This window comes from Rhodanobacter sp. K2T2 (assembly GCF_013408815.1).
Classification (GTDB): Bacteria; Pseudomonadota; Gammaproteobacteria; order Xanthomonadales; family Rhodanobacteraceae; genus Rhodanobacter.
The window spans coordinates 388,261-415,078 of record NZ_JACCCA010000002.1 but is presented as its reverse complement, the minus strand read 5'-3'; the positions used below and the strand labels follow the sequence as shown (position 1 = coordinate 415,078).

Genomic DNA, 26,818 nt, shown 5'->3' with positions numbered 1-26,818 from the left:
TTCGCGGAGCGTCGCCATGAGCGATTTTGATTTCACCTCGTTCCTGAAGTTGATGGTGCACAAGAAGGCGTCCGATCTGTTCATCACGGCAGGCGTGGCGCCCTCGATGAAGGTGCAGGGCCGCATCGTGCCGATCACCCAGAGCCCGCTCAGCGTGCAGCAATCGCGCGACATGGTGCTCAACGTGATGACGCCCGGGCAGCGTGAGGAGTTCGAGAAAACCCACGAATGTCAGTTCGCGATTTCCGCGCAGGGCGTGGGGCGCTTCCGCGTGTCGTGCTTCTATCAGCGCAATTGCGTGGGCATGGTGCTGCGTCGGATCGAGTCGAAGATTCCCACGCCCGAAGAGCTGAACCTGCCGCCGGTGATCAAGCAGTTGGCGATGACCAAGCGCGGCATCATCATCTTCGTCGGCGCCACCGGCAGCGGTAAATCGAGCTCGCTGGCGTCGATGATCGGCTACCGCAACCAGAACTCGACCGGGCACATCATCACCATCGAAGACCCGATCGAGTACGTGCACAAGCACGAGGGCTGCATCATCACGCAGCGCGAACTCGGCATCGATACCGACAGCTGGGAAAACGCCCTCAAGAACACGCTGCGCCAAGCCCCCGACGTCATCATGATCGGCGAGGTGCGCACGCGCGAGACGATGGAACACGCGATCAACTTTTCCGAAACGGGCCATCTCTGCCTGTGCACGCTGCATGCGAACAACGCCAACCAGGCGATGGACCGCATCCTGCACTTTTTCGCCGAGGATCGTCGCGAACAGCTGCTGATGGATCTGTCCTTGAACCTCAAGGGTATCGTGGCGCAGATGCTGATCCCCACGCCGGATGGCAAGGCGCGTCGCGTCGCGGTGGAAGTCTTGCTGGGTACGCCGCTGGTGCAGGATTACATCCGCCAAGGCGATCTGCACAAGCTCAAGGACGTGATGAAGGAGTCGACCTTGCTCGGCATGAAAACGTTCGACCAGTCCCTGGTCGAGTTGTATCACGCCGGCGAGATCTCCTACGAGGACGCGCTGCGTTACGCCGACAGCTCCAACGAAGTGCGCTTGCGCATCAAGCTGGCGCAGGGTGGCGACGCGCATACCCTCTCGCAGGGACTGGACGGCGTGGAGCTGGAAGAGACGCGCAGCTCGCAGAACTTTGGCGGCGGCGGCAGTCTGCTCAACCGCTGATTCGGTACAGGCAAGTAAAAAAAGGAGCCTTTCGGCTCCTTTTTCTTTGGCTTATCGCCCTCAGTGCGAGCGCGATAGGCGTGCCATTACATACCGCTGCTGGAGCTCGAGGCCGGGGCCGCGGCAACCGTCACGCCCGAAGCGTCGACGCTCTTTACGCCCTTCACTTTCTTGGTCACACGAACCACGTGCGCCTTTTCCTTGCTGCTGGTAGCGGTACCGGTCAGGGTGACGGCGCCATCGACGGTGGTCACCGAGATATCGGTGGACTTGATGCCCTTGGTGGTAGCCAGGACGGATTTGATCTTGGTGGTGATCAGGCCGTCAGCGGCCTTTTCCGGCACCGTCTGGTTGGAGGTCGCCGAATCCTGGGCCATGACCTGGCTAACCGGAACAGCTGCGAAGGCGACCATCAGGCCGGCGGCAATGAGGCTGCTACGAATCAGTGAATGTTTACGCATGGCTATCTCCTTGGTGGTGGAAGTCTGTCGGAACGACAGTGGGATGCCGTTGTCACCGGCTTCCGTGACGCGTATGGCAACAGTCGATGCGTGAAAATGATGTGGCGGTGCGCCACTTCTGTTCAGCAAGTGGCGGGACCTGTGATGCAGCGCGCATGGCTCGACCGATGCATCGGCTCCGATTGCTTATGGTTGGCAATCCAGCCTGGAAAAACGGCAAAAAAAACCGGAGTGCATGAGCACTCCGGTTTTCGCGTCATGGCCTAGGGCAGGCTTATTTCAATGTGGTCTGGCTGGTGATCACCATGCCGTCGGCTTCCACATGCGTTTGCGCGTCGATGTTGTCGACACGCGCGGCCTGAGCTTTCATCGCAGCGAACTGCGCCTTCGAGCGTGCCGCGTCGGCAGCGATCTGGGCGGGGTCGTCAGAGCCATTGTCGGCACCGTCGAGAGACGGTTCATCGTTGTTCTTGGCCAGTGCGGCCGCCGTGGCGGAGAGGCTGTCGGCCTTGGCCTCCATCAGCTGCAGCCAGGTCATGTACATGGCACCGGTCAGGTGCATGCGGCCGGTGCGGCCGGCATCGCCGGTTGGGGCTTTCAACGTGTCGGCCAGCTGTGCGTCTTCTCCGGCGCCTATGCCAATGGCAACGGCCTTATCCCCCAGCGCGATCCAGGCCGGCTGACCGAGCATGCCGGCCATGTCCTTTGGCAGCGCGGCGGGTGGGCCATTGGGCGTGAGCTTCAGCTGGGCCAGCGCCGGCACCATCATCTGGCTCATCGCCAGCAGGCCGGTCGGGTTGTTGGTACCCAGCACGATGCGGCCGGTGAAGACCGGCATGCCGCCGTCTTTTGCGGGGGCCAGCGTGTCTAGCACGATGCGCAGTCCCAGCATGTCGCCGAATGGCGGAATCGCCGCTTTCTGCATAGCCGGGCCGATTTTGGCGAAGCCGTCATTCAGATCGGTGAGCGCCGGGCAGGTGAATGGCTTGGCGGCGACGGCGTCTGCCTGTGCCGACCAGAACGTGCGCAGCTGTGCCACCGGCAGCGCGATGCTGACGTCGAACGGCGCGGTGCCGGCGCTGCCGAGGCCGGGCAGATCCACCTTCAGATCGGAGAACGCCTTGCTGATGTCGTCGGCCAGCGCGATGTCGAAGCGCACGCTCTGGTGACCGGTATCGAGCTGGGTGTAACCGAAGCTGATCGTCGGGACACGCGCGGCAATGCGGGTCGCTTCGGGCGCGCAGCTGGGCGAGGTCTGCAGTTGGTTGGCGACCGGCTCGCCGGTCTTGGCCGATTCGGCCGCGGCGTGCGCCTTGATGATCGAAGCGAACAGCGGGTCGCTGCCGCTGATGGCCAGTGGCAGCGCGCGGGTCAGATCGAGATCGCCGACCACCCAGTTCTGGTAGCCCTTGGCCTTGGCCAGCGTGACCAGGCGGCCGTCGTCCTGCAGGCTCTTTTCAGGTCGGTCCAGGCCGAGCGTCTGACGCAGCAGCGCCGGCGCGGCGTCGGCCGGCAGCAGTGCCAGTACGGCCTGCTTGCCGACCATGGCCAAAATGGCCTCGGTGCCGGAGGCGGCGAACGTGTACTTGCGGTAGCTTTGCGTACCGATGCTGACGACGTCGAGTTTCTTGCCGTAGGCGGTTTCCAGCCGGCCGACAAAGCCGTCGAACGCTTTCGGATCGCTTAGGCCGATGCGCAGCACCGGCGACAGGCCGATACCGTAAAGTGCGGAATAGCCTTTGAGATCAAGTCCGGCATTCTGCGCGAAGGTCTCGATCGTCTTGCCGTTGAATTCGGCCGCCAGCGCATGCATCAGCCGGGCGCCATCGGGATCTTTCTTGGCCATCTGATCGGCGGCGGCGTTGAGCTGCGCCAGCTGCGAAGGCAGCTGCATATCGGCCTGCGTCAGCAGCGCCTTGCGCGTGTCGTCGTCCAGTACGTCCAGATTGGCCACCACGTAGGGTGTGTCGGCTGGCGCAAAGGCCAGCGGCGCGTCCTTGTCCTTGTGTCCGCAAGCTGCCAGCGCAAAGCCAGCCAAGCTCAGCGCGATGAAGCGCGTCGTCGATCGCATGATCATCCCCATGGTTTATTGAGTGTCGCGGGCACATTATGCCGTGTCGCGGGTTGCCGCGGTGCGGCAATTTAACGATAAGTTTGCGATCGGTCGCCGGGGAGCTTTGGGTCCATGGAGCAACCCGCTAGCGCGCCAGCAGCTCGCTGAGCACGGCCATACGCACGAATACGCCGTTGCCGACCTGCTCTAGGATGCGCGACTGGGCGCCGTCGGCGACGTCCGAAGCGATCTCGATACCGCGATTGATCGGGCCCGGATGCATGACCAGGCAACCCTTCGCCGCTAGGGCGAGGCGGCGTTGGTCCAGGCCATAGAGGTTGAAGTAGGCCGCCTCGTCGGGCAGGTCGATGGCTGCCATGCGCTCCTTCTGCAGGCGCAGGGTGATCACCGCATCGGCGCCCTGAATCGCCTCGTCGAAGTTTTCGACGTAGTGGACCTTGGGGAATTCCTCGGCCGAAGGCATCAGTGTGGAGGGGCCGCAGACGCGGATCTCCTTGGTGCCCAGCGCGCTGAGTGCGTGGATATCCGAGCGCGCCACGCGCGAGTGCTTGATGTCGCCGCAGATCGCTACGATCAGATTTTCGAAATCCGGCCGGTGTTGGCGAATCGTCAACACATCGAGCAGACCTTGGGTCGGATGCGCCCGATTGCCGTCGCCGGCGTTGATCACCGATACGCCGCTCATCGCGTGGCGTACCAGTTCATCCGGCGTGCCCGACTGCTTGTGCCGCACCACGATGGCATCCAGGTGCATGGCTTCGAGCGTGTGCAGGGTATCGAACAGTTCCTCGCCCTTGCTGGTGGACGAAAACCCGATATCGAAGTTGACTACGTCCGCGCCGAGGCGGCGCGCGGCCAGCTCGAACGAGGTGCGCGTGCGCGTGGATGGTTCGAAGAACAGATTCAGCACCGTGCGCCCGGTCAGCACGTTGAGCTTGCGCGTGCCGTGTGCGCAGGCGTCGCGCAGCGCTTCGGCACGATCGAGCAGACGCTCAATCGTATCGCGCGGCATAGTTTCCAGCGTAGTGAGGTGGCGCAGGCGTGGGCTCATGGCGTCGGTTCTGAGAGTGAGATGGAGTGTCAGTGGTCGATCGCAGGCTGGGCGGGCGACTCGATCAGCCAGCGCTCGACAATGACTGCAGCCGCTTCGGCATCGATGTGGGCGGCGTCGCGTCGGCGCTTGAGGCCGGACGCGCGTGCCTCGGCGAAACGATGGGCGGCGTCCTGCGAGCTGTGTCGCTCGTCGACGAAGGCCACCGGCAGCCCATAGCGTTTCTGCAACTGGTCGGCAAAGCGTCGGGCCGCGCGGCTGGCCGGCTGCTCGCCACCGTCCAGCGTCAGCGGCAGGCCGACGATGAAGGTGTCCGGCAGCCACTCCTTCCGCAGCGCGTCGATGCGCTGCCAGTCGGGTTCGCCGTCGCGCACGGTGATCGTGGTGAGCGCGCGCGCGCTGGCGGTGAATGGGTTGCCGACGGCCACGCCGGTGAGCTTGCTGCCGACATCGAAGCCGAGCACACAGCTCATGCGTGGCCTGCGTAGCTGGAGAGCTGCCGCGGGTCGACGCCGACCAGGCCGGCGGCGGCACTCCAGCGATTCTCCAGCGGCGTGTCGAACACGATGCTGGCGCTGGCCTCGGCGGTGAGCCAGGCGTTGGCCATCAGCTCCTGCTCCAGCTGGCCGGCATCCCAGCCGGCGTAGCCCAGTGCCATCACGGCCTGACTCGGCCCTTCGCCAGCGGCCATGGCGACCAGGATGTCGCGCGAGGTAGTCACCGACCATGCTGCGTTGATCCGATAGCTCGATTCCCAGGCGCCGTGCTCACGGTGGAGCACGAATCCGCGCTCCTGCTGCACGGGTCCACCGATCAGCACGGGTGCGTCGGCCAGATCGCCGTCCGGGCACTCCAGCTTCATCTGCGCCAGCACGTCGCCGAAGCGATACTCCGACAGCTGATTTACCAGCAGACCGACCGCGCCGCCTTCGTCGTGCTGGCAGAGCAGGGCAACGCCGCGCGAAAACGGCGGGTCGACCAGCCCCGGCATGGCAATCAGGAAATGGCCGGTGAGGATGTGGGGGACGACGGTGCTCATGGCCTCATTGTAAGCACCTCACGCACATCGTGCTTCAGAGACTGTTCGTTGTCTCAGCGTGTCTGCAACACGTTGCTTGGCTGGAACTGCCAGGTGCGGGTGATATTGAGTTCGTCGATCTTCTCCCCGCTTTGCGGCGCCGGCGGAAACGGCGCCGCTAGCCGCACAATGCGTTCGGCGGCCAGGTCGAGCAGCTTTTCGCCGGAGCTGTGGATCACTTCGATACTCTTGATGCTGCCGTCGAGGCGCAGCACCACGGTAAGCAGCACGTCGCCATGCAGACCGCGCCGGCGCGCCTCTTCCGGATAGTTGAGGTTGCCGACCCGCTCGACCCGGTCGGCCCAGCCGCGCATGTACGCGGCGTACGCATATTCTTTCGTGTTGGCGGTAAGAAACTTGATCTTGGGTCGCTTGGCGTAGGCCACTTTTTTGCGATTGATTTCGGCGGAGAGCTTGGCGATGTCCTGCTCGGTCTGCGATTCGGCGGCGGTCGCCGCGTCCTGCGGATCGACCTGCTGCCGGGCGGTGTCGCTGTCGACGCTGAAGTCGGTCTTGCCGCTGGTCGTCACCATGCGGGTGGGCGTGGCGTCCCGAGGCTGCGCGACGGCCGCCGCAACCGCCGCGGCCGCGGTGCCCTCGTTCGGCTGCGGCAGCGGGCCGGAAAAAAGGTCTGACGGCCGCGCCGCCTTGTCGCTCTGACCGCCGCCGCTGTTGTTGGCCTGGGCCAAAAAGTCGGCCTTGTCCGGGGCCTCCTGGTTGGCCACGTTGACCAGGGTCACGTCCAGCGTCGGCAGGCTTGGTTTCAACTTGGCGAAATGAAAGGTGATACCGAGCAACAGCACGCCGTGCAGCAGCAGCGAAAACAGCAGCGTGGCGCTGATCGGGTTGGGCGCCTCGCCGACCACTCGGGTAGAGCTGGTCGGCTGGAGAGCGGCAGTGGCAGGCTGACTCACGCGGTGCGATGTCCCGAAACGCGCTGCTCGATGACGTCGAACAGCTGGCCGGCAATATTAAGCCCGAACTGAGCATCCAGTTCGCGCACACAGGTCGGCGATGTGACGTTGATCTCGGTCAGGTAATCGCCGATCACGTCCAGTCCGACGAACAGCAGCCCACGCCGACGCAGTTCCGGTGCCACCTGTTCGACGATCCAGCGATCGCGGTCGGACAGCGGCACGCCTTCGCCGCGGCCACCCGCCGCAAGATTGCCGCGAAATTCGTTGCCCTGGGGAATACGTGCCAGGGCATACGGCACCGGTGCGCCGTCGATCACCAGGATGCGCTTGTCGCCGGCCGTGATCTCGGGAATGTACTTCTGCGCGATGGTCAGCTGCCGCCCCTCGCCGTGGGCGCCGCCGGCGAGCAGGGTTTCGAGCATCGAGTTGAGATTGCTGTCGCCGGCCCTGACCCGGAAAATGCCGCGCCCACCCATGCCGTCCAGCGGCTTCAGCACCACTTCGCCGTGCTCGGCGGTAAAGCGGCGCAGTTCGGCCGCGTCGCGTGACACGAGCGTGGGCACGATGCACTGCGGAAACTGCAGTGCGAACAGTTTTTCGTTGCAGTCGCGCAGCGACTGCGGGTCGTTGACCACCATGACGCCGCTGCGCTGAGCCAGCTCCAGCACCATGCTGTCGTAGATGAACTGGGCATCGACCGGCGGATCCTTGCGCATCAGGATCACATCGATCCCGCGCAGGTTACGCCATTGCGCTTCGCCCAGCGTGTACCAGTCCTTCGGATCGTCGCGTACGGTGAGCGTGGCGCTGCGCGCCCACGGCTCGCCATCGCGCAGCGCCAGATCGCCCTGCTCGAAATAGTGCAGCGTGTGCCCGCGCCGCTGGGCTTCCAGCAGCATGGCCAGACTGGTGTCCTTGGCAACCTTGATCGCGCCGATGGGGTCCATCAGCACGGCGACCGAAAGGGTCATGGCGATTCTCCGTAAGTGCTCAAATACAGGGTTCGAAAAACGGTCCGACGACGTATCGGCCGATCGGGCCGAGCTGATTCGTCAGATTGACATCAACAGGTGCGATGGTCGCCGAGACGATCGATGGCGACAAGCTCGATCCGGCTGGAGCTGTCGCCATCGGCCCGATGGTGCCAATATAGGTCACGTTGTGCGCGCTGAACGTTGAGTCTGCGCGATTATTGCTTGACAGTTTCGAGGGGCAGGCAGTACACAACATGGTTTATCAAGCGCCGCCGCAGAGCGGACCTCGATACATTGGGTTCGTGATTTCCGATACGCGCGAATGACGGCACACTAGTTGCTTGAGCTCGTGATTGACCTGAGCTCGCGCGAGTTCCGGGGGGAGTAGTGAATTTGAACGTTAGTGCTAATGACTTGACCGGTCTCAAGGTCATGGTGATCGACGACTCAAAAACCATCCGTCGCACGGCGGAAACCCTGCTGGCTAAGGAAGGTTGCGACGTGGTGACGGCCGTTGACGGATTCGAGGCGCTGGCCAAGATCTCCGACCAAAAGCCCGCGATCATTTTCGTCGACATCATGATGCCGCGGCTCGATGGTTATCAGACCTGCGCGCTGATCAAGAACAACCCGCAGTTCCGCGGTACGCCGGTAATCATGCTCAGTTCGAAAGACGGCCTGTTCGACAAGGCGCGCGGGCGCATCGTAGGCGCCGAGCAATATCTGACCAAGCCGTTCACACGTGACGAATTGCTTGGTGCCATCCATCGTCATGTCAGCACCGTGCCTGCAAGTCGCTAACTGCAGATTCTGAGGGGAACCTGTGGCCAATATTCTCATCATCGACGACTCACCGACCGACGTACGCGTGTTCACCACGCTGCTGGAGCGTGCCGGTCATCAGGTCGTTGCCGTCAACAGCGCCGAAGAAGGCATCGAGCGGGCGCGGGCCGACCTGCCGAGCCTGGTGATCATGGACGTGATCATGCCTGGCATGAACGGGTTTCAGGCTACGCGTACACTGAGCCGCGATCCGATTACGGCGGCTGTACCCATCGTCATGATTACCACCAAGTCGATGGAAACCGACCGCGTGTGGGGCCTGCGCCAGGGTGCGCGTGCGTTCATCACCAAGCCGGTGAATGAAAAAGAGCTGCTGACCTGCATCAACGACCTCCTGCCGGGTGCGGCATGAACCAACCCGCTCATCGCATGCCGGCCGTCAACCTGACACCGTTCGAAATTCTGGCGCGCTATGAGCGGCTTTCGCTGGCGCACGCGTCCGACACGCGCGACAAGCTCGAAGCGCCGGGTCTGTGGCGCGGCATCGGCTTCCGCGTCGGCGCACGCCTGCTGGTCAGTGGCATCGACGAGATCAACGAGCTGCTGGCGGTGCCGGCGCTCACGCCGGTGCCCGGTACGCAGCCGTGGCTGCTTGGCGTGGCCAACGTGCGCGGCAATCTGGTGCCGGTGATCGACTTTGCGCGGTTTTTGTTCGGCGAGCGCACGCCGCTTACCGATCGCACCCGTCTGCTGATCGTGCGCCAGGGCAACGGCAACGTGGCGCTGCTGGTCGACGAAGTGTTCGGCCAGCGTACGGTAGACGAAGAGCAGCGGCGTGATGCGATACGCGAAGAAGACCCTCGCCTGACGCGCTTCGTCGAAAATCGCGTCGGCGAACAGCAGTTGGGGATCTTCAGCATGAATCGATTGGTACGCGCACCGGATTTCCGTCAGGCCGCGGCGTGATCGTCGTCGACGCATTTTGAACAAGAAGAGCCGGTGCCCGTCGTGGCCGGAATGGGTTAGCAAGTTTCGTTTCGGTATTCGCCCATAGCGCGGCACCGATCGGATCAGGTCAGACGGACGAGGTGAACATGAGCACTACCGGGGGCGTTGGCAGGGAACGGGGTTATGCCGTTTATATTGTCCTGCTTGTGGTTTCGATCGGTTTCGCGGCGCTCGATTTCGGTCTGCTGAACCAGAAGAACAGCGAAGACCGCCAGGCCATCGCGCTGACCACGCAGATTCAGGTGCTTTCCCAGCAGACTGCGAAGTCCGCGCTGGAAGCGGCCAATGGCAACGCCGAGTCGTTCAACGAGCTGGCCGCCAACCGCAACTCGATCGATTCCGCCGTGCAGCGGCTGATCAAGGGCGATACGCATACCGGCATGCCGCCTTACGATGACAAAAACACGACCCCGACCGGCCGCGCCGTGATTACGCTGAGCGATTCGTGGAAGCAGCTCGACGGCGATATCGGCAAGATCCTCTCCAACAAGGCGCTGGTGACCGATTCGGGCGTGCGCGCCAACACGCTGGCGCAGCAGATGCCTCTGCTCAACTCGAGCATGGAGCAGGTGGTCAACATTCTGCAGCAGCACAACGGCAGTTCCGACCAGATGCTGGGTACATCCCGCCAGATGCTCTCCGGTGACCGCATCATTCGACGCGTGCAGGAAGTGCTGCAGGGCGGCGACAACGCGCAGTCGGCGGCCGACGGCCTGGCCCGCGATGCGCAGCTGTACGGCAATGTGCTGAAGGGGCTGCTCGAGGGCAATCCGGAAAGCGGGGTCAAGCCGATCGGCGACCCGAATGCGAAAAAGATTCTTGCCGACATGACCGACCGTTGGAACAAGCTGTCCGATCCGCTGGCCAAGCTGGCCGACGCCGCGGGCAATTTGGCCGACGTGAAACACGCCGGCAACCAGGCCTCGTTGGATTCACAGACCGTGTTGCTGCGAGCCAACGATTTGTCCGAGCAGGTCGGCAAGCTGCCGCTGCGCCGGCTGTTCCCGAACGTGTGGTGGGGCCTGTTCGGTGCCATCGCCGCCGTGGTTTTCGCCGTCGCGCTGGTGTTCACCCTGGTCGCCGATCAGCGCCGCCGCTTCGCCAGCAGCGCCGAGCTCAACCAGCGCAATCAGGAGGCGATCATGCGCCTGCTGGACGAAATGGGTTCGCTCGCCGAAGGCGATCTCACGGTAAAAACCACGGTATCCGAAGACATCACCGGCGCTATCGCGGACTCGGTGAACTACGCCATCGACGAGCTTCGCTCGCTGGTAACGACGATCAACGAAACCTCCGAGCAGGTGTCGTCCTCGGCGCAGGAAACGCAGACCACCGCGCGCCATCTGGCCGACGCGGCCGAGCAGCAGGCGCAGCAGATCAGCTCGGCGACCTCCGCGATCAACCAGATCGTGAGCTCGATGGATATCGTGTCGAAGGATTCGGCCGAGTCGGCCGACGTGGCCGAGCGCTCGGTGGAAATCGCCTCGCGCGGCGCGGAAGTGGTGCGCGAAACGATTTCGGGCATGGACTCGATTCGCGACCAGATCCAGGAAACCTCCAAGCGCATCAAGCGGCTGGGCGAGTCTTCGCAGGAGATCGGCTCGATCGTGGAACTGATCAACGACATCGCCGAACAGACCAACATCCTGGCGTTGAACGCGGCCATTCAGGCGGCCTCGGCCGGTGAAGCCGGTCGCGGTTTCGCGGTGGTGGCGGACGAAGTGCAGCGACTGGCCGAACGCTCGACCAGCGCGACCAAGCGCATCGAAACACTGGTGCAGACGATTCAGTCCGATACCAACGAGGCAGTGAACTCGATGGAGCAGACCACCGCCGAGGTGGTCGCCGGTGCACGCCTGGCGGAAGACGCCGGCAGCGCGCTGGGCGATATCGAGCGCGTTTCGCATGACTTGTCGGCGCTGATTCAGAGTATCTCTTCGGCAGCACGCGCGCAGTCCGCCGCGGCAACCGATATTTCGATATCGATGAACGCGATTCAGGAAATTACGTCGCAGACCTCGCAGGGCGCGAGCCAGACGGCCGACTCGATCGGTACGTTGGCGCAGCTGGCCAGCGATCTGCGCCGCTCAGTGGCGCATTTCAAGTTGCCTGGTTGATCGCACGAGTTGAGTGAGCTAGTTGACCGAACTATCCGTCGCGCCGATCGCCGCGCGATGAATACAAGCACAGGACGGGGGGCATGCTCGTCGGTTGCGTAACGTTGTTGGGCAATCGTTGAGAGAGGCGCATGAGACTTCAAGACCACATCGATTTCACCACGCTGCACTGGGTCAAGCCGGAGCTCGACGAAACCTTGTCGACCGCCCGCGAAGCGCTGGCGACTTACGTCGAGCATCCGATGCAGCGCGATGCCATGCGTTCGTGCGCCGAGTATTTGCACCAGGTGCGCGGTACCCTGCAGATGGTCGAGCTGTACGGCGCCGCACAGGTCACCGCGGAAATGGAAACGCTGGCGGTTGCGCTGCTGCAGGATCAGGTCACCCACCGCGAAGAAGCCTACGCTTCGCTGATGCGCGGCCTGATGCAGTTGCCCGATTATCTGGAGCGCCTTTCCAGCGGCCACCGCGACGTGCCGGTGGTGCTGTTGCCGCTGTTGAACGATCTGCGCGCCAGTCGCGAGCTGCCGGCGCTGACCGAGTCGGCGATGTTTCATCCGAATCTGGATGCGTTTCTGCCGGAGCAGGCGCCTGCCGCCATGAGCGAGTCGTATGCCGAAGCGCATCGCGGCGAGCTGGCGGATCTGCGTCTGCGTTTCCAGCAGCAGCTTTTGAGCTGGTTCCGCGGGCAGGACGCTGCGCAGCAGCTGCTCGGCATGCGCACGACACTGCTGGCGATCGCCTCGCGTTGCTATCACGTGCACGGGCGTCGGCTGTGGTGGATTTCCGCCGGCGTGCTCGAAGGTCTCGAGCAGGGCATGCTGAAAAGCTTTGCCGGCGAAATACGTCAGCTGATCGGCAAGGTCGATCGCAGCATCCGTCAGCTGATCGAGCAGGGCGAAATCAGCCTGCGCGGCGGCGATGCCGACGACGTGTGCTGCAAGATGCTGTACATCGTGGCGCAGTCGAAAGAACGCAGCCCGTTGATGGAACAGCTGCGCGTCACCTATGCGCTGGATAGCTTGCTGCCCGACGCCGCCGAACTGGAGCATGCCCGCGGCTCGATGGCCGGACACAACCGCGCCCTGCTCGATTCGGTATCGCGCGCGCTGAAGGACGACCTGCTGCGCGTCAAGGAAGCGCTCGATCTTTTCCTGCGCCAGGAAGACGCCGACCCGTCGCAGCTCGCTTCGCAGAGTGAAGTGCTCGAGCGCGTCGCCGACACGCTCGGCATGCTGGCGTTGAACGTACCGCGCCGTGTGGTGATCGAACAGCGCCGCGTGCTCGACGAAATCGCCAATCGACTGCGCCAGTCCGACGAAGAAACCCTGCTGGATGTGGCCGGCGCGTTGCTCTACGTCGAGTCGTCCTTGGACGACCACATCGAAAGTCTGGGTTCCGAAGACGAAACGGAATCCACCGAAGCGGTGCAGGGCCTGCCGCGAAGCGAGGCGCTTGGCGTGGTCACTGCGCTGATGCAGGAGGCGATCGCCAATACCGGCAGCGTCAAGGGCTCGATTATCGCCTTCGTCGAATCCGGTTGGGAGCATAGCCATCTGGCCGTCGCGCCGGCTCTGATGGGCGAAGTGGCCGGCGCACTGCGCATGCTTTCCGCCCCGCGTCCGGCCGATCTGGCCGAGGGCGTGGGCCGTTTCGTGGCGGAAGAGCTGCTGATGGACCGGCGGGTGCCCTCCGGCGAGCAGATGGATCATCTGGCCGATGCGCTGGCGGCGCTGGAGTATTACCTGGAAGCCGCGCGCGAACATCGCGGTGGCCTGGATCATATCTTGGACGTGGCCGAGCACAGCCTTGGCATGCTCGGTTACTGGCCGCTGCCCGCCGCGCGCGCGTTGCCGCCGCCCACGATGATCGAACCGGCGGATGGCATCGAGCCGACTGCCGTCGAACACGCCGCTGGCCTATCCATCGACGAAGCCGCGCACGACGAAACACTTGCGCACGAGGCGCATCCCGATCTCACCGAATCGGTCAGCATGCTGCCCGGCGACGATCTCGGCCATCTGTTTGTCGGCGAGAGCGAGCAGCCCGCCACGGCGGCCCACAATCTGGACGGCCTGCGTCTGACCGAGACGGAAACGACGGCGCCGCCGCCATCGGAAAATACCGGCGCGGCCGACCCGTACGACGACTGGATCGAGATCGAGGAAGAGGCGTTCGAAGAGCTGCCGGTGCGCGACGCGTTGGCTGGCAAAACCGTGTTCAATTTCGACGCGGAAGGTATCGACGACGATATTCGCGAAATCTTCTTGGAAGAAATGCAGGAGGAAATCGACAGCCTGCGCAACGGCGAAAAAGTCTGGCTGGCCGAGCCGACCCAACTTTCCTCGCTGGTTACCTTGCGACGCTCTTTCCATACGCTGAAAGGCTCGGGTCGGCTGGTCGGTGCCGGTGTGCTCGGTGAATTCGCGTGGAAGGTCGAAGACATGCTCAATCGCGTGCTCGACGGCAGCATCGAGCCGCACGAAGGCGTGCAGGCCGTGCTCCATCATGCGATCGCTGCCCTGCCGGAGCTGCTCGCGGCGCTCAAGGGCGAGGGTGAGCCGACGGCGCCGCTCAGCGCGATTATGCAAACGGCGGAAGAAGTGGCCGCTGGCCAGCGAACCCGCGTGGAAGATCACCTGTCGACCGCGACGGAGATGGTTCGTCGCGTCGTGCTGCGGCGCATTCCTCGCTCCCAGGCGGCCGCCGATGCAGTGCCGGAAGCCAGCCTCACCGAAGGGCACACCGCCGCCGACAATCTTGCGGCAGGCGACGGGTCGACGTCGTTCGAGCCGAACAGATCGATGCCCGAGATGCCGCCGGTGGATCCGGTGCTGTTGGAAATTCTGCGCAGCGAAGTGGCGCAGTATCTGCACACCATTCGCGGCGCCATCCAGCGTAGCGACATCGAGCTGCCGATCGGCGAAGACTTGCTGCGCGCCGTGCACACGCTGCACGGCGCCATCGCCATGGTCGATATCCAACTGCTGACCCAGCTGCTGTCGCCGCTGGAAAGCTTGTTCAAGCGTCTGCGCGCGCTGAACGTTGCGCTGCCGTCCGAGGGCGTGCGCATGCTCGAACAGACGGTGGATCTGGTCGACCATGTGATGGGCCAGTTCGACGTGGACCAGCCGCAGCTGCCGAATGCCGATGCGCTGACGGCGCAGATTGCCGCGCTGCGCGACCGCTACCCGGAATCGCAGATCGCGCACGTGGTCTACGAGCGGCAGTCGGACGAGGAAAACGCGATCGAATCGCAGCACGCCGACGAATTCGCGGCCGAAAACGACACGGTCGAAGCGCACGCGGACGAGCCGGCCGATCGCGCCCACGCGCCGCTGGAAACCGTGCACGAGGATGCGTCAAGCAACGCCGCCGAGTTTGATCCCGTGCCACAGCTGACTGGTCACGACGAAAGCACCGACACCTCTGCCGATGACGCCGCCGAGCCGGTCGATGCGGCGTCGGCGAACGAGCCCGAAGCGGATACCGTCGCGGAAGTCCATCCCGACGACGCGCGTCATGCGGAGCTAGCCGCCGAAATGGTCGCGGCGCTAGGTGCGTTCGAGCCCGAGGTGGCTGCCGCCGAGCGCATTGCTGCCGAGCAGCTGGCCGCCGAAAAGGCGGCGGCCGAGCACGCGGCGGCGGAGCAGCTGGCTGCCGAACAGGCAGCGGCCGAGCAGGCGGCGATCGACAAGCTTGCCGCTGAACACGCTGCCGAACTGGCCGCGCAGCAGGCTGCCGACGAAATTGCCGCCGAATTGTTGGCTTCCGAAAAGCGCGATGCCGAAGCGCGTGCGGCCGAGGAAGCCGCTGCCGCCCGGCGAGCCGAGGAAGTTGCCGCTGCCCAGCAAGCCGCAGTCCAGCATGTCGAGGAAGCCGCTTCTCCCCATCAGCTGGTCGAGGCGCCCGCCGAGCCGATGCAAGAAAGCGTCGTCGCGAACGACGCGCCAGTGGTCCAGGACGAGGTTTACGCACTGGCCGGCTCCGGTCACATCGACGCGGATCTGCTGGAAGTATTCATCGACGAGGCGCGCGAAATTCTCGATCACGCCGACGGCGTGATGGCGCAGTGGCACGATGCGCCAACCGAGCTTTCGTACGTGGCCGAGCTGCAGCGCGACCTGCACACGCTCAAAGGCGGCGCGCGCATCGCCGGTTTGATGGGCGTGGGCGATCTCACGCACGCCATCGAAACGCTGCTGGAAAAACCCATCCGCGATCCGTCCAAGACCGGCCCGCTGATCGGCGCGCTGGAGTCGGCGTTCGATCGTCTGCACAAACAGGTGCAGTCGGTGTCGTTGGGCCAGACGGTCGATTACCCGCAGGACATGATCGATCAACTGCTGGCCTTGGCCGGCGAGACGAATCTGTCCGACGACGCCAACTCGATCGATGACGCCGCACCGCCTGCGAGAAGCGCCAGTGCGCTGCTGCTCCCGACGGCGCCTGCGGTCACGATGCCGGAACATCTGCCCGATCTTCCCGACCTCTTGCCGGAAGCGGAAGAAGAGGTGCGATCGTCGCAGGAGCAGATCCGCGTTCGCGCCGATCTGCTCGACAGCCTGGTCAGCCACGCAGGCGAAGTGGCGATCTACCGCTCGCGCCTGGAGCAACAGGTGGCCGGCTATCGCTTCAACCTGGTCGAACTGGAGCAGACCGTGTCGCGTCTGCGCAGCCAGCTGCGCATGCTAGAAATCGAGACCGAAGCGCAGATCATCGCGCGCTTCCAGCGCGAACATCGCGAAGCGGGCCTGACCGTGTTCGATCCGCTCGAGCTCGATCGTTATTCGCAGCTGCAGCAATACTCGCGCGCGCTGGCCGAATCGGTCTCGGATCTGGTGTCCATTCAGACCTTGCTCGACGAGCTCACCCGTCAGGCGGAAACGCTGCTGATCCAGCAGTCGCGCGTCAGCACCGAGCTGCAGGACGGCCTGCTGCGCACGCGCATGCTGCCGTTCGACACCATGGTGCCCAACCTTCGCCGCACCCTGCGCCAGGCAGCGCAGGAAGACGGCAAGAGCGCCCAGCTTTACGTGGACGGCGCGCACGGCGAAATGGACCGCAACCTGCTCGACCGCATCAAGGCGCCGTTCGAGCACATGCTGCGCAACGCGATCGCTCACGGCATCGAGTCGCCGGAGGAACGCCGCGCGGCGGGCAAGCCCAGCGAGGGCGCGGTGCATATCCGCGTGGCGCGCGAAGCCACCGAGGTGGTGATTCGCGTCAGCGACGATGGCCGGGGCCTGGATCGCGAGGCGATTTTCAAGCGCGGTATCGAGCGCGGTCTGCTGCGTGCCGACACCAAGCCGACCGACGACCAGCTGCTGTCGCTGATCACCCAGCCGGGCTTCTCCACTGCCAGCACGGTGACCCAACTGGCCGGTCGTGGCGTCGGCATGGACGTGGTCGCCAACGAGATCAAGCAGCTCGGCGGTTCGCTGTCGATCGAATCCGAAGCGGGCAAGGGCAGCGTCTTCGTGCTGCGTCTGCCGTTCACCCTCGCGGTGACGCAGGCCATCCTGGTACGCATCGGCGAGGCGACCTTTGCCATTCCTATGACTTCGGTGCAGGGCGTGGCGCGCGTCAGTCCGGATGATCTGGCGGTGCGCCTCGCCGACGACGAGCCGACCTTCCAGTACGGCAACGAGGAATACGGCATCCACGATCTGGCCGAATTGCTGGGCCTGCCTCCCGGCCTGCCGGCCGACGGCGAACAGCAGCCGTTGCTGCTGACGCGTGCCGGCGATCTGCGTGCGGCGATCCGCATCGACGCGGTGCTCGGTTCGCGCGAAATCGTGGTCAAGTCGGTCGGTCCGCAGATCAGCTCGGTACCCGGCCTGCTCGGTGCCACCATCATGGGCGACGGCTCGGTGCTGATCATTCTCGATCTGGCCCCGCTGGTGCGTCACGGCATCACGCGCCGTCAGCATCGTATCGCCGACGGTCTGAGCGCCGTGCAGGCGCCGGTGATCGAAGAGATACGGGTGCGGCCGCTGGTCATGGTGGTCGATGACTCGATCACCATGCGCAAGGTCACCGGCCGCGTGCTCGAGCGCCATGAGTACGACGTCAGTACGGCGAAGGACGGCATCGACGCGATCGAAAAACTGCATGAGCGCGTACCCGATCTGATGCTGCTAGACATCGAAATGCCGCGCATGGACGGCTATGAGCTGGCCACGCACATGAAGGCCGATCCGCGGCTGCGCGACGTGCCGATCATCATGATCACCTCGCGCAGCGGCGACAAGCATCGCCAGCGCGCCTTCGATATCGGCGTCGATCGCTATCTCGGCAAGCCGTATCAGGAGGCGGAGCTGCTGGTGCAGATCAGCGAGGTGCTCGAGCAGCGCGTCGGAGCCGAATCATGAGTCAGGGCGCACCGGCGGTTGCCCTGTTGTTTGATGACGTCGAGCTGGGCGGACATCTGCGCGATGCGCTGAGCGAGTGCGGCGCGCGTATCGTGCACGAAGGCGATATGTCCAGCCTCTCGCGCGATTTGCTGGAGAAAGTCGGCGCACAGGTGCTTGTCGTCAACCTGGACGACTCCGCCGACGACGCGCTGGATCGTCTGTACGAAGTCATCGACGGCGACAAGCCCCGCGTGGTCTTCAACGATGCGCAAGCCAGCCGCGCGCTGACCGGCTGGGATCGCGCCCGCTGGGCCCGCCATCTCGCCGTCAAGGTGCTGGAGATGGGCGATTTCGATCCGCCGCGACCCGAGCACGCGCGTGGCGTCGAGGTGATCAACAGCGACGTGCTGGAAGCGGCCATCGCGCGAGAGGCGACCGCGGAGTTTGCGTCGGCGCCTGAATTGCACGCTGTTGCCGAAACGGACATTCAACCCACGCCGCCGAGCGCGGACAGCGAACACGAAGCCCTTACGCTGGAAACGCCGTCGTTCGCGTCCGATGAATCGGAATGGGCCGATGTCGACGCGTTGCGTACACCCGCGGCCGGCGAGCAGTCGGAAAACCTGGCTGCCGAACTGGAAGCCCTGCTGGCGTCGGGCGATCTGTCGGTGGACGAGGAGGCTCCCACCGGTTCCGGCCTGCGTTTCACCGACGACGAAGAGCTGCCGCCATTGCACGATGGCCACTTCGGTCCGCCTGCCGGCGCCGATGACAGGCCGGATGCCTCCGAATCGGTGGGCGAGTCTCAGGTGGCCGCGGCAGAGCAAAACGCCGGCCCAAGCCGCGTGACGCCACCGGTGTTCCAGCTCGATCATCTGGAGCTGGCGCCACTGACGGATACGACCGTCGCGCCGATGGCCGCAGGGGCCGCGCAGCAGATTCCGACCGACGCGCTTGTCGCGCAGGCGCGTGTGCCGGACAGTTGGTCGCTGCTGGAGGACGATGATGTGCCGCTGGCAGATGAGAAAGCCGACGCGGCGGATTTCGGCATTCACAAGGTCAGCGCGGCGGATTTTCTCGCACCCGATGCCGAGCAGGCTGACGCGGACGACGAGGCGGTGATGAGCCTTCAACTGCTCTCGATGGAAGAGGCGGTTGCACCGACGGCTTTCGAAGAGGCTGAGGCCTTTCGCGCCAACAGCCTGAGCCAGATCGTGCTGCTGGGCGCGGCGGCTGGCAGTAGCGAATCGGTGTACGGCTTTTTGTCGGCGCTGCCCGCCGACAGCCGGCTGGCCTTCGTGCTCACACAGCATCTGGGCGCAACGCCGGTCGATACCCTGGTAGACGCATTGGCCCAGCACTCGGCGCTGCCGGTGCGCGCCGCAACGCACGGTAGCCGGGCCCGCGTGGGTGAAGTCATCGTCGTGCCGGCGGGGCAGCAGCTCATCCTGATCCGCGACGGCAGCATGGAGCTGCGGGCCAGTGGTGCCGACGCATCGCAAGGGCCGTCGATCGATGCCAGTTTCAGCATGGCCGCCAATGTGTTCGGTGCTGACGCGCTCGCCATCGTGTTCGCCGGTCGCGGCACCGATGCGGTGGCCGGCGCGCAGGCGGTACACGATCGCGGCGGCAGGGTCTGGGTGGAGTCCTCGGCCAACGAACATCCCGCCGACATGGTCAGCGGTATTTCCGCCGAACGGTTGGTCAGTTTTTCCGGTACGCCCCGTGAGCTGGCGGCGCATCTGATCGAGGTGTTTTCATGAGTGAAGAACAGCCGCTGCCGCGTGAAATTCGCTGCGTTCTGGTGCCGGTAAGCAACCTGCGCCTGTTGCTGCCCAATGCGACCGTCGCCGAGGTCATTACCTACAGCAAGCCCGAGCCGGTGAACGACGCGCCGGAATGGCTGCTGGGCCGCATCGCCTGGCGCGGCTGGCGCGTACCGCTGGTGTCGTTTGCGCAGCTGTCGAAGAGCGAGGCCGGCGACAGTGAAGCCAGCGTTCGTGTGGCCGTGCTCAAGGCGCTGGGCGGCAATCCGAAGCTGCCGTTCGTGGCGATGCTGACACAGGGCTTTCCGCGCCTGACCACGCTCAACGCCGAGCTGATCATTCCGACCCATGACGGCACTCCGCTGCCGCCGGGCGTGCGTGCACAGGTGCTGGTGCGCGATGACGTGGCGATGATTCCCGATCTGGAGTGGCTCGAAGCGGAGCTGCTGAGCCTGCTCGACGACGCCGACCTGACCGAGGCACCGGTGCCGCACGACAGCACCGAATGGTTGGGCACCGGCGGCTGAATCAAGTTTTTTTCAGACAGGCGAATTTGCAGGTTTCAGGCGTCCCCATGAATCGCCTGAAGCGCCGCCAGCGCGGCCAGTCCCGCGGTTTCGGTACGGAGAATTCGCGGCCCAAGCCCTAGCCCTTCAAACGTGGCGGCGTACAACGCACTGATGTCGCGCTCGCCCAGGCCGCCTTCCGGCCCCACGACCAGTACGCCGCCAGCGACGCCGAAGCGCAGTTCGCGAGTCGATCTGGCCGCCTCAGGAAGCAGCGCCAGTCGCAGCGCGCCATCGTCGGCCAACTCGTCCAACCACTTCGCCAACGGCACCGCAGCGGTGATTTCCGGTACGCGTGCGCGACCGCTTTGCTCACAGGCGCTGGCCGCCACGGCGCGCCAGTGCAGCAAACGTTTCTCCGAACGTGCCGCATCGAGCTTTACTTCCGAGCGCTCGGTCAGCAGCGGCACGATGCGGGTTACTCCCAGTTCGGTCGCCTTCTGCACGATCAGATCCATCTTGTCGCCGCGCGCCACGCCCTGCGCCAGGGTCAGCGCAAGCGGCGACTCGTTGGTAAGGCCGAGCTTGGCGTCGATCCGAACGGTTACCTCACGCTTGCTGACAGCGACGATGGTCGCCGCGTAGTCGCAGCCGTCGCCGTTGAAAAGTGTCAGCGGATCACCGGCCACCATTCGTAGTACCCGCACGGCGTGCTCGCTGGCCTGCGCTGGCAGCGCCAGCTCAGCGCCGACATTCAGCGCCTGATCGATATGAAGTCGGATGGTTCGCATGGAGCGTTCGCGCGGTAAAAAAGCAGCATAACCGAGCCGGCGCGCGCTGCCGAATGCGCCAGGAGCCTGTCGGACATCCGCTGGGCGGATTTTCGCCTCGAGCGCCCAAGCCCCACAGGTTCCAAGGAAACTGAATGTCAGCGAGATGAACGAGCGTGTCTCGTTGCCAGCGCGCGACGACCGGCGCAGCATGGCACCACGTATCCCGTCAGCGCTGTCGAGGTTTCGCTATGTCTTATTCAACGATTTCAACATTGGTCGTGTCCAAGCGTATGGTTCTGGCACTTGCGCTTTCAGCGGGTGTGGCAATGGGTGCGACAGCGGCCGCGCAGAGTTCACCTTCGGCGGTTCCGGCGACAAGCTCGACGGATCAGGGCAAAACCACGTCAAAAACGGCCGACGGCGATCATCGCCTGATCAAACCCGGCGACCGCGCGTGCCTGCGCAACACCGGCAGCCTGATTCCGCCGAAGAAAGGTGACTGCCTGCCGGTGGCGGGGCGCAGTTACAGCCGCGACGAGTTGCGCAACACCGGCGCGATCGACAACGCGCACGCGCTGCAGATGCTCGATCCCAGCATCAGTCTCGGACACTGAGAGCTCTAGCTAACGACGGCAATTTCGATCCCGGCGATGGCCGCATCGACCAGCCGATCGATATCCGATTCGGTAACCACGTACGGCGGCATGAAGTAGACCACGTTGCCCAGCGGCCTCAGCACGACGCCGCGTTTGAGTCCCTCCATGTACACGCGCATGCCGCGCCGGTCCTCAGCGGCGAACGGCCGGCGGCTGGGCTTGTCGGCTACCAGCTCCACGGCAGCGATCATGCCCGTCTGACGCACGTCGCCGACATGCGGGTGATCGCGCAGTGGCGTCAGCCGCCTGGCCAGGTGCGCGGACAGCTGGCGATTGCGTTCCAGCACCGGCTCGTCGCGGAATATCGCCAGTGTTTCCAGCGCCACGCGACAGGCCAGCGGGTTGCCGGTATAGCTGTGCGAATGCAGGAATGCCTTGCCGGCGTTGTACTCGGCGTAGAACGCCTGATAGATCGCATCCGTGGTCAGCACGGCCGATAGCGGCAAGAAGCCACCGGTGAGGCCTTTCGACAGGCACATGAAATCCGGCGTCGTCGCCGCCTGCTCGCAGGCGAACAGCGTACCGGTGCGGCCGAATCCCACCGCGATTTCATCGGCGATGAAATGCACGGAAAACTCGTCGCACAGAGCGCGCAGGCCCGTGAGATAGCTGGGGTGATACATACGCATGCCGCCGGCGCATTGCACCAGCGGCTCGACGATCACGGCGCAAGTTTCATGCGCTTGGCGCTCAAGCAGCGCACGCAGCTCCAGCAGTCGGCGCGTGGCGATCTGCTCGGGACGCTCGCCGGGCTCGCCTTCATACGTATCGGGCGACGGTGCAAGAAACGGCGTCAGCAACAGCGGCGCATACGTCTTGCGATACAGCGCCACATCGCTCACGGACAGCGCACCCAGCGTTTCGCCGTGATAGCTGCCAGTCAACGCAATAAAACGGGTCTTTTCGCCGTGGCCCTGGTTGAGCCAGTAGTGAAAGCTCATCTTCAGGGCGACTTCGATCGCGGCCGAACCGTTGTCGGCAAGGAATACGCGATCCAGCCCGGGCGGCGTGATGCGTACCAGTTCTTCGGCCAAGGCAATCGCCGGCTCGTGCGTGAAGCCGGCGAAGATGACATGCTCCAGCGTGCGCGCCTGGTCGGCCAGCGCGGCCGCGATGCGTGGATTGGCGTGACCGAACAGATTGGTCCACCACGAACTGATACCGTCGAGATAGCGCTTGCCATCGGCGTCGATGAGCCAAGCGCCATCGCCGTGCACGATCGGCACCATCGGTACGCCGGCCATGTCGTGATCGTGCATCTGCGTGCAGGGATGCCACAGGTGTTTGAGGTCGCGCGCGGCAAGCGCGGCGTTGCTGCTTGTGGAGTGAGTCATCCGGCTATCATCGGCGCTGTGCGCTGGACGCTCAAGCCCAGCGGTGAAGACGGTCGGATGAATCACGTTGAGAATCGGCGGTTGAAGACGCTACAAAAATGCCTGGTTGCCCTGGTCTTGCTGGTGCTGGTCGTGCTGATGCTGGTGTGGTTTTTGCCCGCCCGCCTGGCGCTGCTGTGGATTGCGCCGCAGCTGCATGGCGTGCGCCTGCAGCAGGTCGGTGGGCTGCTCTGGGACGGCCATGCCGATCAGGTCACGACCAGCGACGGGCAGGTACTGGGCAAGCTGAGCTGGCAGCTATCGCGCTCGGCCTTGCTGGGGAAAGCCCAGCTGCAGCTGGATTTCGCCGGTCCGCAGCTGAATTTTTCAGGGGCCATGCGCAAACTGCCGCAGGGCCGGGTCGAGTGGCGCGACGTCCATGCCCGTATGGATCTGTCGGTGCTCGATGCCTACGTGGCAAAGCTGCCGCAGGGGCGGCCGCGCGGCGAACTGCAGCTCAGCGTGGAGCACGCCCTGCTGCAGGCCGGCTGGCCGCTGGAGCTGCAGGCGAATACGCAGTGGACTCAGGCATCCATAAAAACGCGCGGGAGCGATATCGCCCTCGGCGCACTGCAGCTGCAGGCGCAGGCGCAGAACGGCGTGATCTCGGCGCAGCTGCATGACGATGGCCACGGCCCGCTGCAGGCAGATGGCCAGCTCCAGCTGAGCCCGCTGGGCTGGCGACTGGAAGCGACTTTGCTGGCTCGACAGACCGACGCGGCGCTGCGCCACTGGCTGGCCCAGTTCGGTCGGCCTGATAGCGACGGCACGCTGCACATTCGACGAAGCGGCGGCATGGCCATGGGTCTGCCGGCGCCGACCTCCTCCAGGACGCCCCTCTGATGATGCCATCCGATACTGCAACCAAGGCCATGGCGGCCGCGCGCGAAGCTGCGGGAGCGGCCGCGGAAATCATCCGGCATTACTGGCGCCGCGGTGTCGAGATCGAGATCAAGTCCGACGCCACGCCGGTGACCATTGCCGATCGCGAAGCCGAACAGGCCATCCGGAAAATTCTGCAGGCGGCATTGCCGGAGGCGGCGATCTACGGCGAGGAGTTTGGCCTGGAAGGCAAACGCGGCGGCCTGCTGTGGCTGGTCGATCCGCTCGATGGCACCAAGAGTTTCGTGCGGCGCACGCCGTTCTTTTCGACCCAGATCGCGCTGATGGACGGTGACGAGCTGGTGCTCGGCGTCTCCAGCGCACCGATCTACGGCGAGACCATGTGGGCCAGCCGAGGCGGCGGCGTGTGGCTCGACGGCGAGCGCGTCGTCGTTGCCGACACCAGCGCGATCGCCCAAGCGTCCCTATCCATCGGCAACGTCAAGACGCTTACTGCCGACGCGCGCTGGGATGCGCTCGGCCAGTTGATCCGGGACAGCAACCGCATTCGCGGCTACGGCGATTTCTGTCACTACCATCTGCTCGCGCGCGGCAGTCTCGATCTGGTGATCGAGTCGGACGTCAACATCCTCGACATCGCGGCGCTGGTGGTGATCGTGCGCGAGGCTGGCGGCGTGTTTACCGATCTCGACGGCGGCCCGATGACGCTGGATACGCGCAGCGTGCTGGCCGGCACGCCGGCCATTCACGCCCTGGCGCTGGATCGATTGCGCCGGCAGTAAGCTCATGAAGGATGGGCAGCGCGCGGCGCGCTCAGTTCGATTTGCCCAGCAAGCCACTGCTCTGCATGGCTTGCACCTGCACTTGTTCACCGCCATGAAAGCTGCTGGTCAGCAGCTGCTGCAGTGCGGCCTGCTGCTGTGCGCTGGTGAGCGTGCTGTCGGCCTGAATGGCCTGACTCTGCTGCGTGTAGGCATCGAGCCGCGCCTGCCACTGCGCGCGGCTTTGATCGAGCTGCTGCAGGCGATCGGCGGCCGCATCGCCGAATAATTGCGCGCGTTCGGCGTGGCGCGTATCGGCATCGGTTTGCGCGGCGTCGAAGGCCTCGGTCTGTTCCTGCACCGTCGTGCCCAGCGAGACCTGCGCCTGGGCTTCCTGCTCGGCCGCCGGCAGCGCTGCATCCAGCGCCTGCAGACGCCGCGCCTTCTCTGCCGGCGAAAGGCTGGTATCGGACTGGATCGCCAGCCGCTGCAGGGATTGCTGTTGCCGGCGCTGCTCGTCACCGTAAAACGCTTCGGCCGTTTCATCGCCCAGCATCTGCCGCCGCAGTGCGGTGACCTGCGTCAGCTGCTGTTCCATCGACAGGCCGGGCTGGTTGGCGAGCGCCACAGCCGCCTGCTGATAGTGCGTGTATCGATCGAAGCTCGCCATCACTTCGTCGATCAGCGGCGGATCGAGCCGTCGTCGCAGCAGGTCGTCGTGCAGCAGGGTACGGATGCTCGAAAGATCGGTTTCGCCCAGAAGTACGAGGTAATAGTCGAACAGGCGGCGCAGGGCCATGTCCGGTTTGAGATGGCCGCCAAAGCCCACACTCACACCACCGTCCGGCTCAGTGCCGCGCAGCGAGCCGTTGGCAAGCACGTCGTGCGGATCACGACGCTGTGCGGCAAAAAGCGGTGGGGCCGATTCGCGCGACGATGCCTGCAGCGTGTCGGCGATCGTCGCGGCTGGCGATGGCGTAACTGGTGTTTCCGCCGGGCCCATGTGAGCGATGCCGTAGCGTACCAGCGCCGTCGCGCCGATCAGCGCCAGCGTACTCATCACCAAACGTAGCCGGCGGCGTGGCGTCAAAGTCCCAAATCTTTCAGGCGATTGGCCTGATCGCGGTACACCGCTACGGGGTCGGATGAAAACACGCCGCGCAATCCGAGCAGCTGGTTGACCTCGTCCAGGTGATTCCAGCCGTAGTTGTCGCGGATCACCGTGCCCCAGTGGCTGGAGCATTGCCCGACCAGGCCGTCGCTGGCGCTGCCGTTAAAAAAGGTGCTGCCGATGCCAAGCAGCACATCGGAGGGGTCGAGCACATTGGTCAGTACCGAGGTCCCGCCGGAGGAGTAGTAGCGGATGCCGTTGACAACCGCCGCACCGGACCCGCACGGTGAGGTGGGCATACCGGCGGGAAACTGCGCGTTGAATTGCGCCGTACCGCTGGTGGAAAGTTGGGTCAGCGCGGCAATTGCATTCTGCGGATTGTTGCCGCCGGAGAAGGTGTCGATCAGATTCGCTAGCGCCGTAGTGAACGCCACCGCCAGCGCGCGCTGCGGACTGCCCGCGGGTGCCAGTGTCACGATGCCATCCGCGACGGCGCTGCCGGTATGCGGTGTGCCGAACGTGCTTACCGAGGCGACCAAATCGGGACGTACGGCCGCAGCGTAGCGGACGTCGAGGCCGCCCTGGCTGTGACCGATCAGATTGAACTTGCTGTAACCGTAGACCGCCTGCAGATTTTCCAGCTGGGCCACGAGCTGGTTGCCGCGGGTGATGTCATTGCCGAGCTGGCTGAGCTCGACTACGTAGACGGTGGCGCCGCCGCTGCGCAGCCCGTCGGTGATGCCGTAAAAGTAGTCAATGGTGCCGAACAGCTGATCGAAGCCGAACAGGCCATGGACCAGCACGATCGGATAGCGGGTCTGGGTGTAACCACTGCTGCTGGCGGCAGCGGTTTTGGCGCCCGCGGACACGGCGATGGAAAGCAGCAAGGTGGCCAACGCGGCTTGAAAGGCAAGACGTAACGTGCGCATGCAAATCCCCTATGGATGGATGTCAGTCGGACCTCACGGCCACCGCATCGCTGCCCCCCGGCAATCTCCCAGCATCAGCGCCCGTACGCAGG

General features: G+C 64.5%; 23 protein-coding genes. 12 read left to right on the top strand and 11 right to left on the bottom strand.

Annotated elements, in window-relative coordinates; genetic code table 11:
- Positions 1-16 precede the first annotated feature (16 nt).
- On the top strand, positions 17-1,189 hold the full coding sequence (locus HDE78_RS05315; RefSeq protein ID WP_179477464.1) for a PilT/PilU family type 4a pilus ATPase: 1,173 nt from the start codon (positions 17-19) through the stop codon (positions 1,187-1,189).
- Positions 1,190-1,275: 86 nt separating this feature from the next.
- Here the strand turns inward: HDE78_RS05315 and HDE78_RS05310 are convergent, their stop codons facing one another.
- The gene (locus HDE78_RS05310) at positions 1,276-1,650 is read right to left on the bottom strand and encodes a BON domain-containing protein (RefSeq protein ID WP_179477463.1); all 375 of its coding nucleotides are present in this window, start codon (positions 1,648-1,650) and stop codon (positions 1,276-1,278) included.
- On the opposite strand from HDE78_RS05310, the gene HDE78_RS20815 reads away from it, so the two are divergent.
- Positions 1,639-1,917, top strand: a complete 279-nt coding sequence (locus tag HDE78_RS20815; protein ID WP_218862044.1) for a hypothetical protein — start codon at positions 1,639-1,641, stop codon at positions 1,915-1,917. The genes HDE78_RS05310 and HDE78_RS20815 overlap by 12 nt on opposite strands.
- A gap of 7 nt (positions 1,918-1,924) precedes the next feature.
- Here the strand turns inward: HDE78_RS20815 and HDE78_RS05305 are convergent, their stop codons facing one another.
- The 6 genes from HDE78_RS05305 to gshB all read right to left on the bottom strand — a co-directional run bounded on the left by HDE78_RS05305 (position 1,925) and on the right by gshB (position 7,741).
- Positions 1,925-3,721, bottom strand: a complete 1,797-nt coding sequence (locus HDE78_RS05305; RefSeq protein ID WP_179477462.1) for a hypothetical protein — start codon at positions 3,719-3,721, stop codon at positions 1,925-1,927.
- 127 nt (positions 3,722-3,848) lie between these two features.
- Positions 3,849-4,775 (bottom strand): aspartate carbamoyltransferase catalytic subunit, encoded by a 927-nt coding sequence (locus HDE78_RS05300; protein ID WP_179477461.1) that lies wholly within the window; start codon positions 4,773-4,775, stop codon positions 3,849-3,851.
- Positions 4,776-4,804: 29 nt separating this feature from the next.
- Entirely contained in the window at positions 4,805-5,248 is a 444-nt protein-coding gene (gene ruvX, locus HDE78_RS05295) for a Holliday junction resolvase RuvX (RefSeq protein ID WP_179477460.1), read from the bottom strand.
- On the bottom strand, positions 5,245-5,814 hold the full coding sequence (locus tag HDE78_RS05290) for a YqgE/AlgH family protein (RefSeq protein ID WP_179477459.1): 570 nt from the start codon (positions 5,812-5,814) through the stop codon (positions 5,245-5,247). The genes ruvX and HDE78_RS05290 overlap by 4 nt, the downstream gene beginning before the upstream one ends.
- Before the next feature lie 53 nt (positions 5,815-5,867).
- A complete protein-coding gene (locus HDE78_RS05285; RefSeq protein WP_343205734.1) occupies positions 5,868-6,719 on the bottom strand; it encodes a TonB family protein in 852 nt (283 codons plus the stop codon).
- Positions 6,720-6,763: 44 nt separating this feature from the next.
- On the bottom strand, positions 6,764-7,741 hold the full coding sequence (gshB, locus tag HDE78_RS05280) for a glutathione synthase (protein WP_179477458.1): 978 nt from the start codon (positions 7,739-7,741) through the stop codon (positions 6,764-6,766).
- A 390-nt stretch (positions 7,742-8,131) separates the two neighbouring features.
- Between gshB and pilG the strand changes: the two genes are divergently transcribed.
- The 7 genes from pilG (at position 8,132) to HDE78_RS05245 (ending at position 20,301) form a co-directional block, all read left to right on the top strand.
- On the top strand, positions 8,132-8,545 hold the full coding sequence (gene pilG, locus HDE78_RS05275; RefSeq protein ID WP_343205733.1) for a twitching motility response regulator PilG: 414 nt from the start codon (positions 8,132-8,134) through the stop codon (positions 8,543-8,545).
- Between the two features lie 22 nt (positions 8,546-8,567).
- Complete coding sequence (locus tag HDE78_RS05270) at positions 8,568-8,939, top strand: response regulator (protein WP_179477457.1); 372 nt, start codon at positions 8,568-8,570, stop codon at positions 8,937-8,939.
- Complete coding sequence (locus tag HDE78_RS05265) at positions 8,936-9,493, top strand: chemotaxis protein CheW (protein ID WP_255457642.1); 558 nt, start codon at positions 8,936-8,938, stop codon at positions 9,491-9,493. Before HDE78_RS05270 ends, HDE78_RS05265 begins: the two co-directional genes overlap by 4 nt.
- Positions 9,494-9,621: 128 nt before the next feature.
- A complete protein-coding gene (locus tag HDE78_RS05260; protein ID WP_179477456.1) occupies positions 9,622-11,652 on the top strand; it encodes a methyl-accepting chemotaxis protein in 2,031 nt (676 codons plus the stop codon).
- A 131-nt stretch (positions 11,653-11,783) separates the two neighbouring features.
- Positions 11,784-18,026, top strand: coding sequence for an Hpt domain-containing protein (locus HDE78_RS05255; RefSeq protein WP_255457641.1), 6,243 nt, complete (start codon positions 11,784-11,786; stop codon positions 18,024-18,026).
- Positions 18,023-19,771 carry a chemotaxis protein CheB gene (locus HDE78_RS05250; protein WP_179477455.1) on the top strand — a complete coding sequence of 583 codons (1,749 nt, stop codon included), beginning with the start codon at positions 18,023-18,025 and terminating at the stop codon, positions 19,769-19,771. Before HDE78_RS05255 ends, HDE78_RS05250 begins: the two co-directional genes overlap by 4 nt.
- Complete coding sequence (locus HDE78_RS05245; RefSeq protein ID WP_179477454.1) at positions 19,768-20,301, top strand: chemotaxis protein CheW; 534 nt, start codon at positions 19,768-19,770, stop codon at positions 20,299-20,301. The genes HDE78_RS05250 and HDE78_RS05245 overlap by 4 nt, the downstream gene beginning before the upstream one ends.
- 35 nt (positions 20,302-20,336) lie before the next feature.
- Here the strand turns inward: HDE78_RS05245 and HDE78_RS05240 are convergent, their stop codons facing one another.
- Positions 20,337-21,071 (bottom strand): 16S rRNA (uracil(1498)-N(3))-methyltransferase, encoded by a 735-nt coding sequence (locus HDE78_RS05240; RefSeq protein WP_179477453.1) that lies wholly within the window; start codon positions 21,069-21,071, stop codon positions 20,337-20,339.
- A 308-nt stretch (positions 21,072-21,379) separates the two neighbouring features.
- Here HDE78_RS05240 and HDE78_RS05235 point away from each other — a divergent pair, with 308 nt between their 5' ends.
- Positions 21,380-21,667 (top strand): hypothetical protein, encoded by a 288-nt coding sequence (locus tag HDE78_RS05235; RefSeq protein ID WP_179477452.1) that lies wholly within the window; start codon positions 21,380-21,382, stop codon positions 21,665-21,667.
- A gap of 5 nt (positions 21,668-21,672) precedes the next feature.
- Here HDE78_RS05235 and HDE78_RS05230 read toward each other — a convergent pair whose 3' ends face one another.
- Positions 21,673-23,043: an adenosylmethionine--8-amino-7-oxononanoate transaminase gene (locus tag HDE78_RS05230; protein ID WP_179477451.1), complete on the bottom strand. Its 1,371-nt coding sequence runs from the start codon at positions 23,041-23,043 to the stop codon at positions 21,673-21,675.
- A 57-nt stretch (positions 23,044-23,100) separates the two neighbouring features.
- Between HDE78_RS05230 and HDE78_RS05225 the strand changes: the two genes are divergently transcribed.
- Both HDE78_RS05225 and HDE78_RS05220 read left to right on the top strand, forming a co-directional pair.
- Positions 23,101-23,925 (top strand): type II secretion system protein N, encoded by an 825-nt coding sequence (locus HDE78_RS05225; RefSeq protein ID WP_255457640.1) that lies wholly within the window; start codon positions 23,101-23,103, stop codon positions 23,923-23,925.
- A 2-nt stretch (positions 23,926-23,927) separates the two neighbouring features.
- Complete coding sequence (locus HDE78_RS05220; protein WP_179477581.1) at positions 23,928-24,707, top strand: inositol monophosphatase family protein; 780 nt, start codon at positions 23,928-23,930, stop codon at positions 24,705-24,707.
- 31 nt (positions 24,708-24,738) lie between these two features.
- On the opposite strand, the gene HDE78_RS05215 is transcribed toward HDE78_RS05220, so the two are convergent.
- Positions 24,739-25,746, bottom strand: coding sequence for a lipase secretion chaperone (locus HDE78_RS05215; protein WP_179477450.1), 1,008 nt, complete (start codon positions 25,744-25,746; stop codon positions 24,739-24,741).
- 26 nt (positions 25,747-25,772) lie between these two features.
- Positions 25,773-26,726 carry a triacylglycerol lipase gene (locus HDE78_RS05210; RefSeq protein ID WP_179477449.1) on the bottom strand — a complete coding sequence of 318 codons (954 nt, stop codon included), beginning with the start codon at positions 26,724-26,726 and terminating at the stop codon, positions 25,773-25,775.
- Positions 26,727-26,818 lie beyond the last annotated feature (92 nt).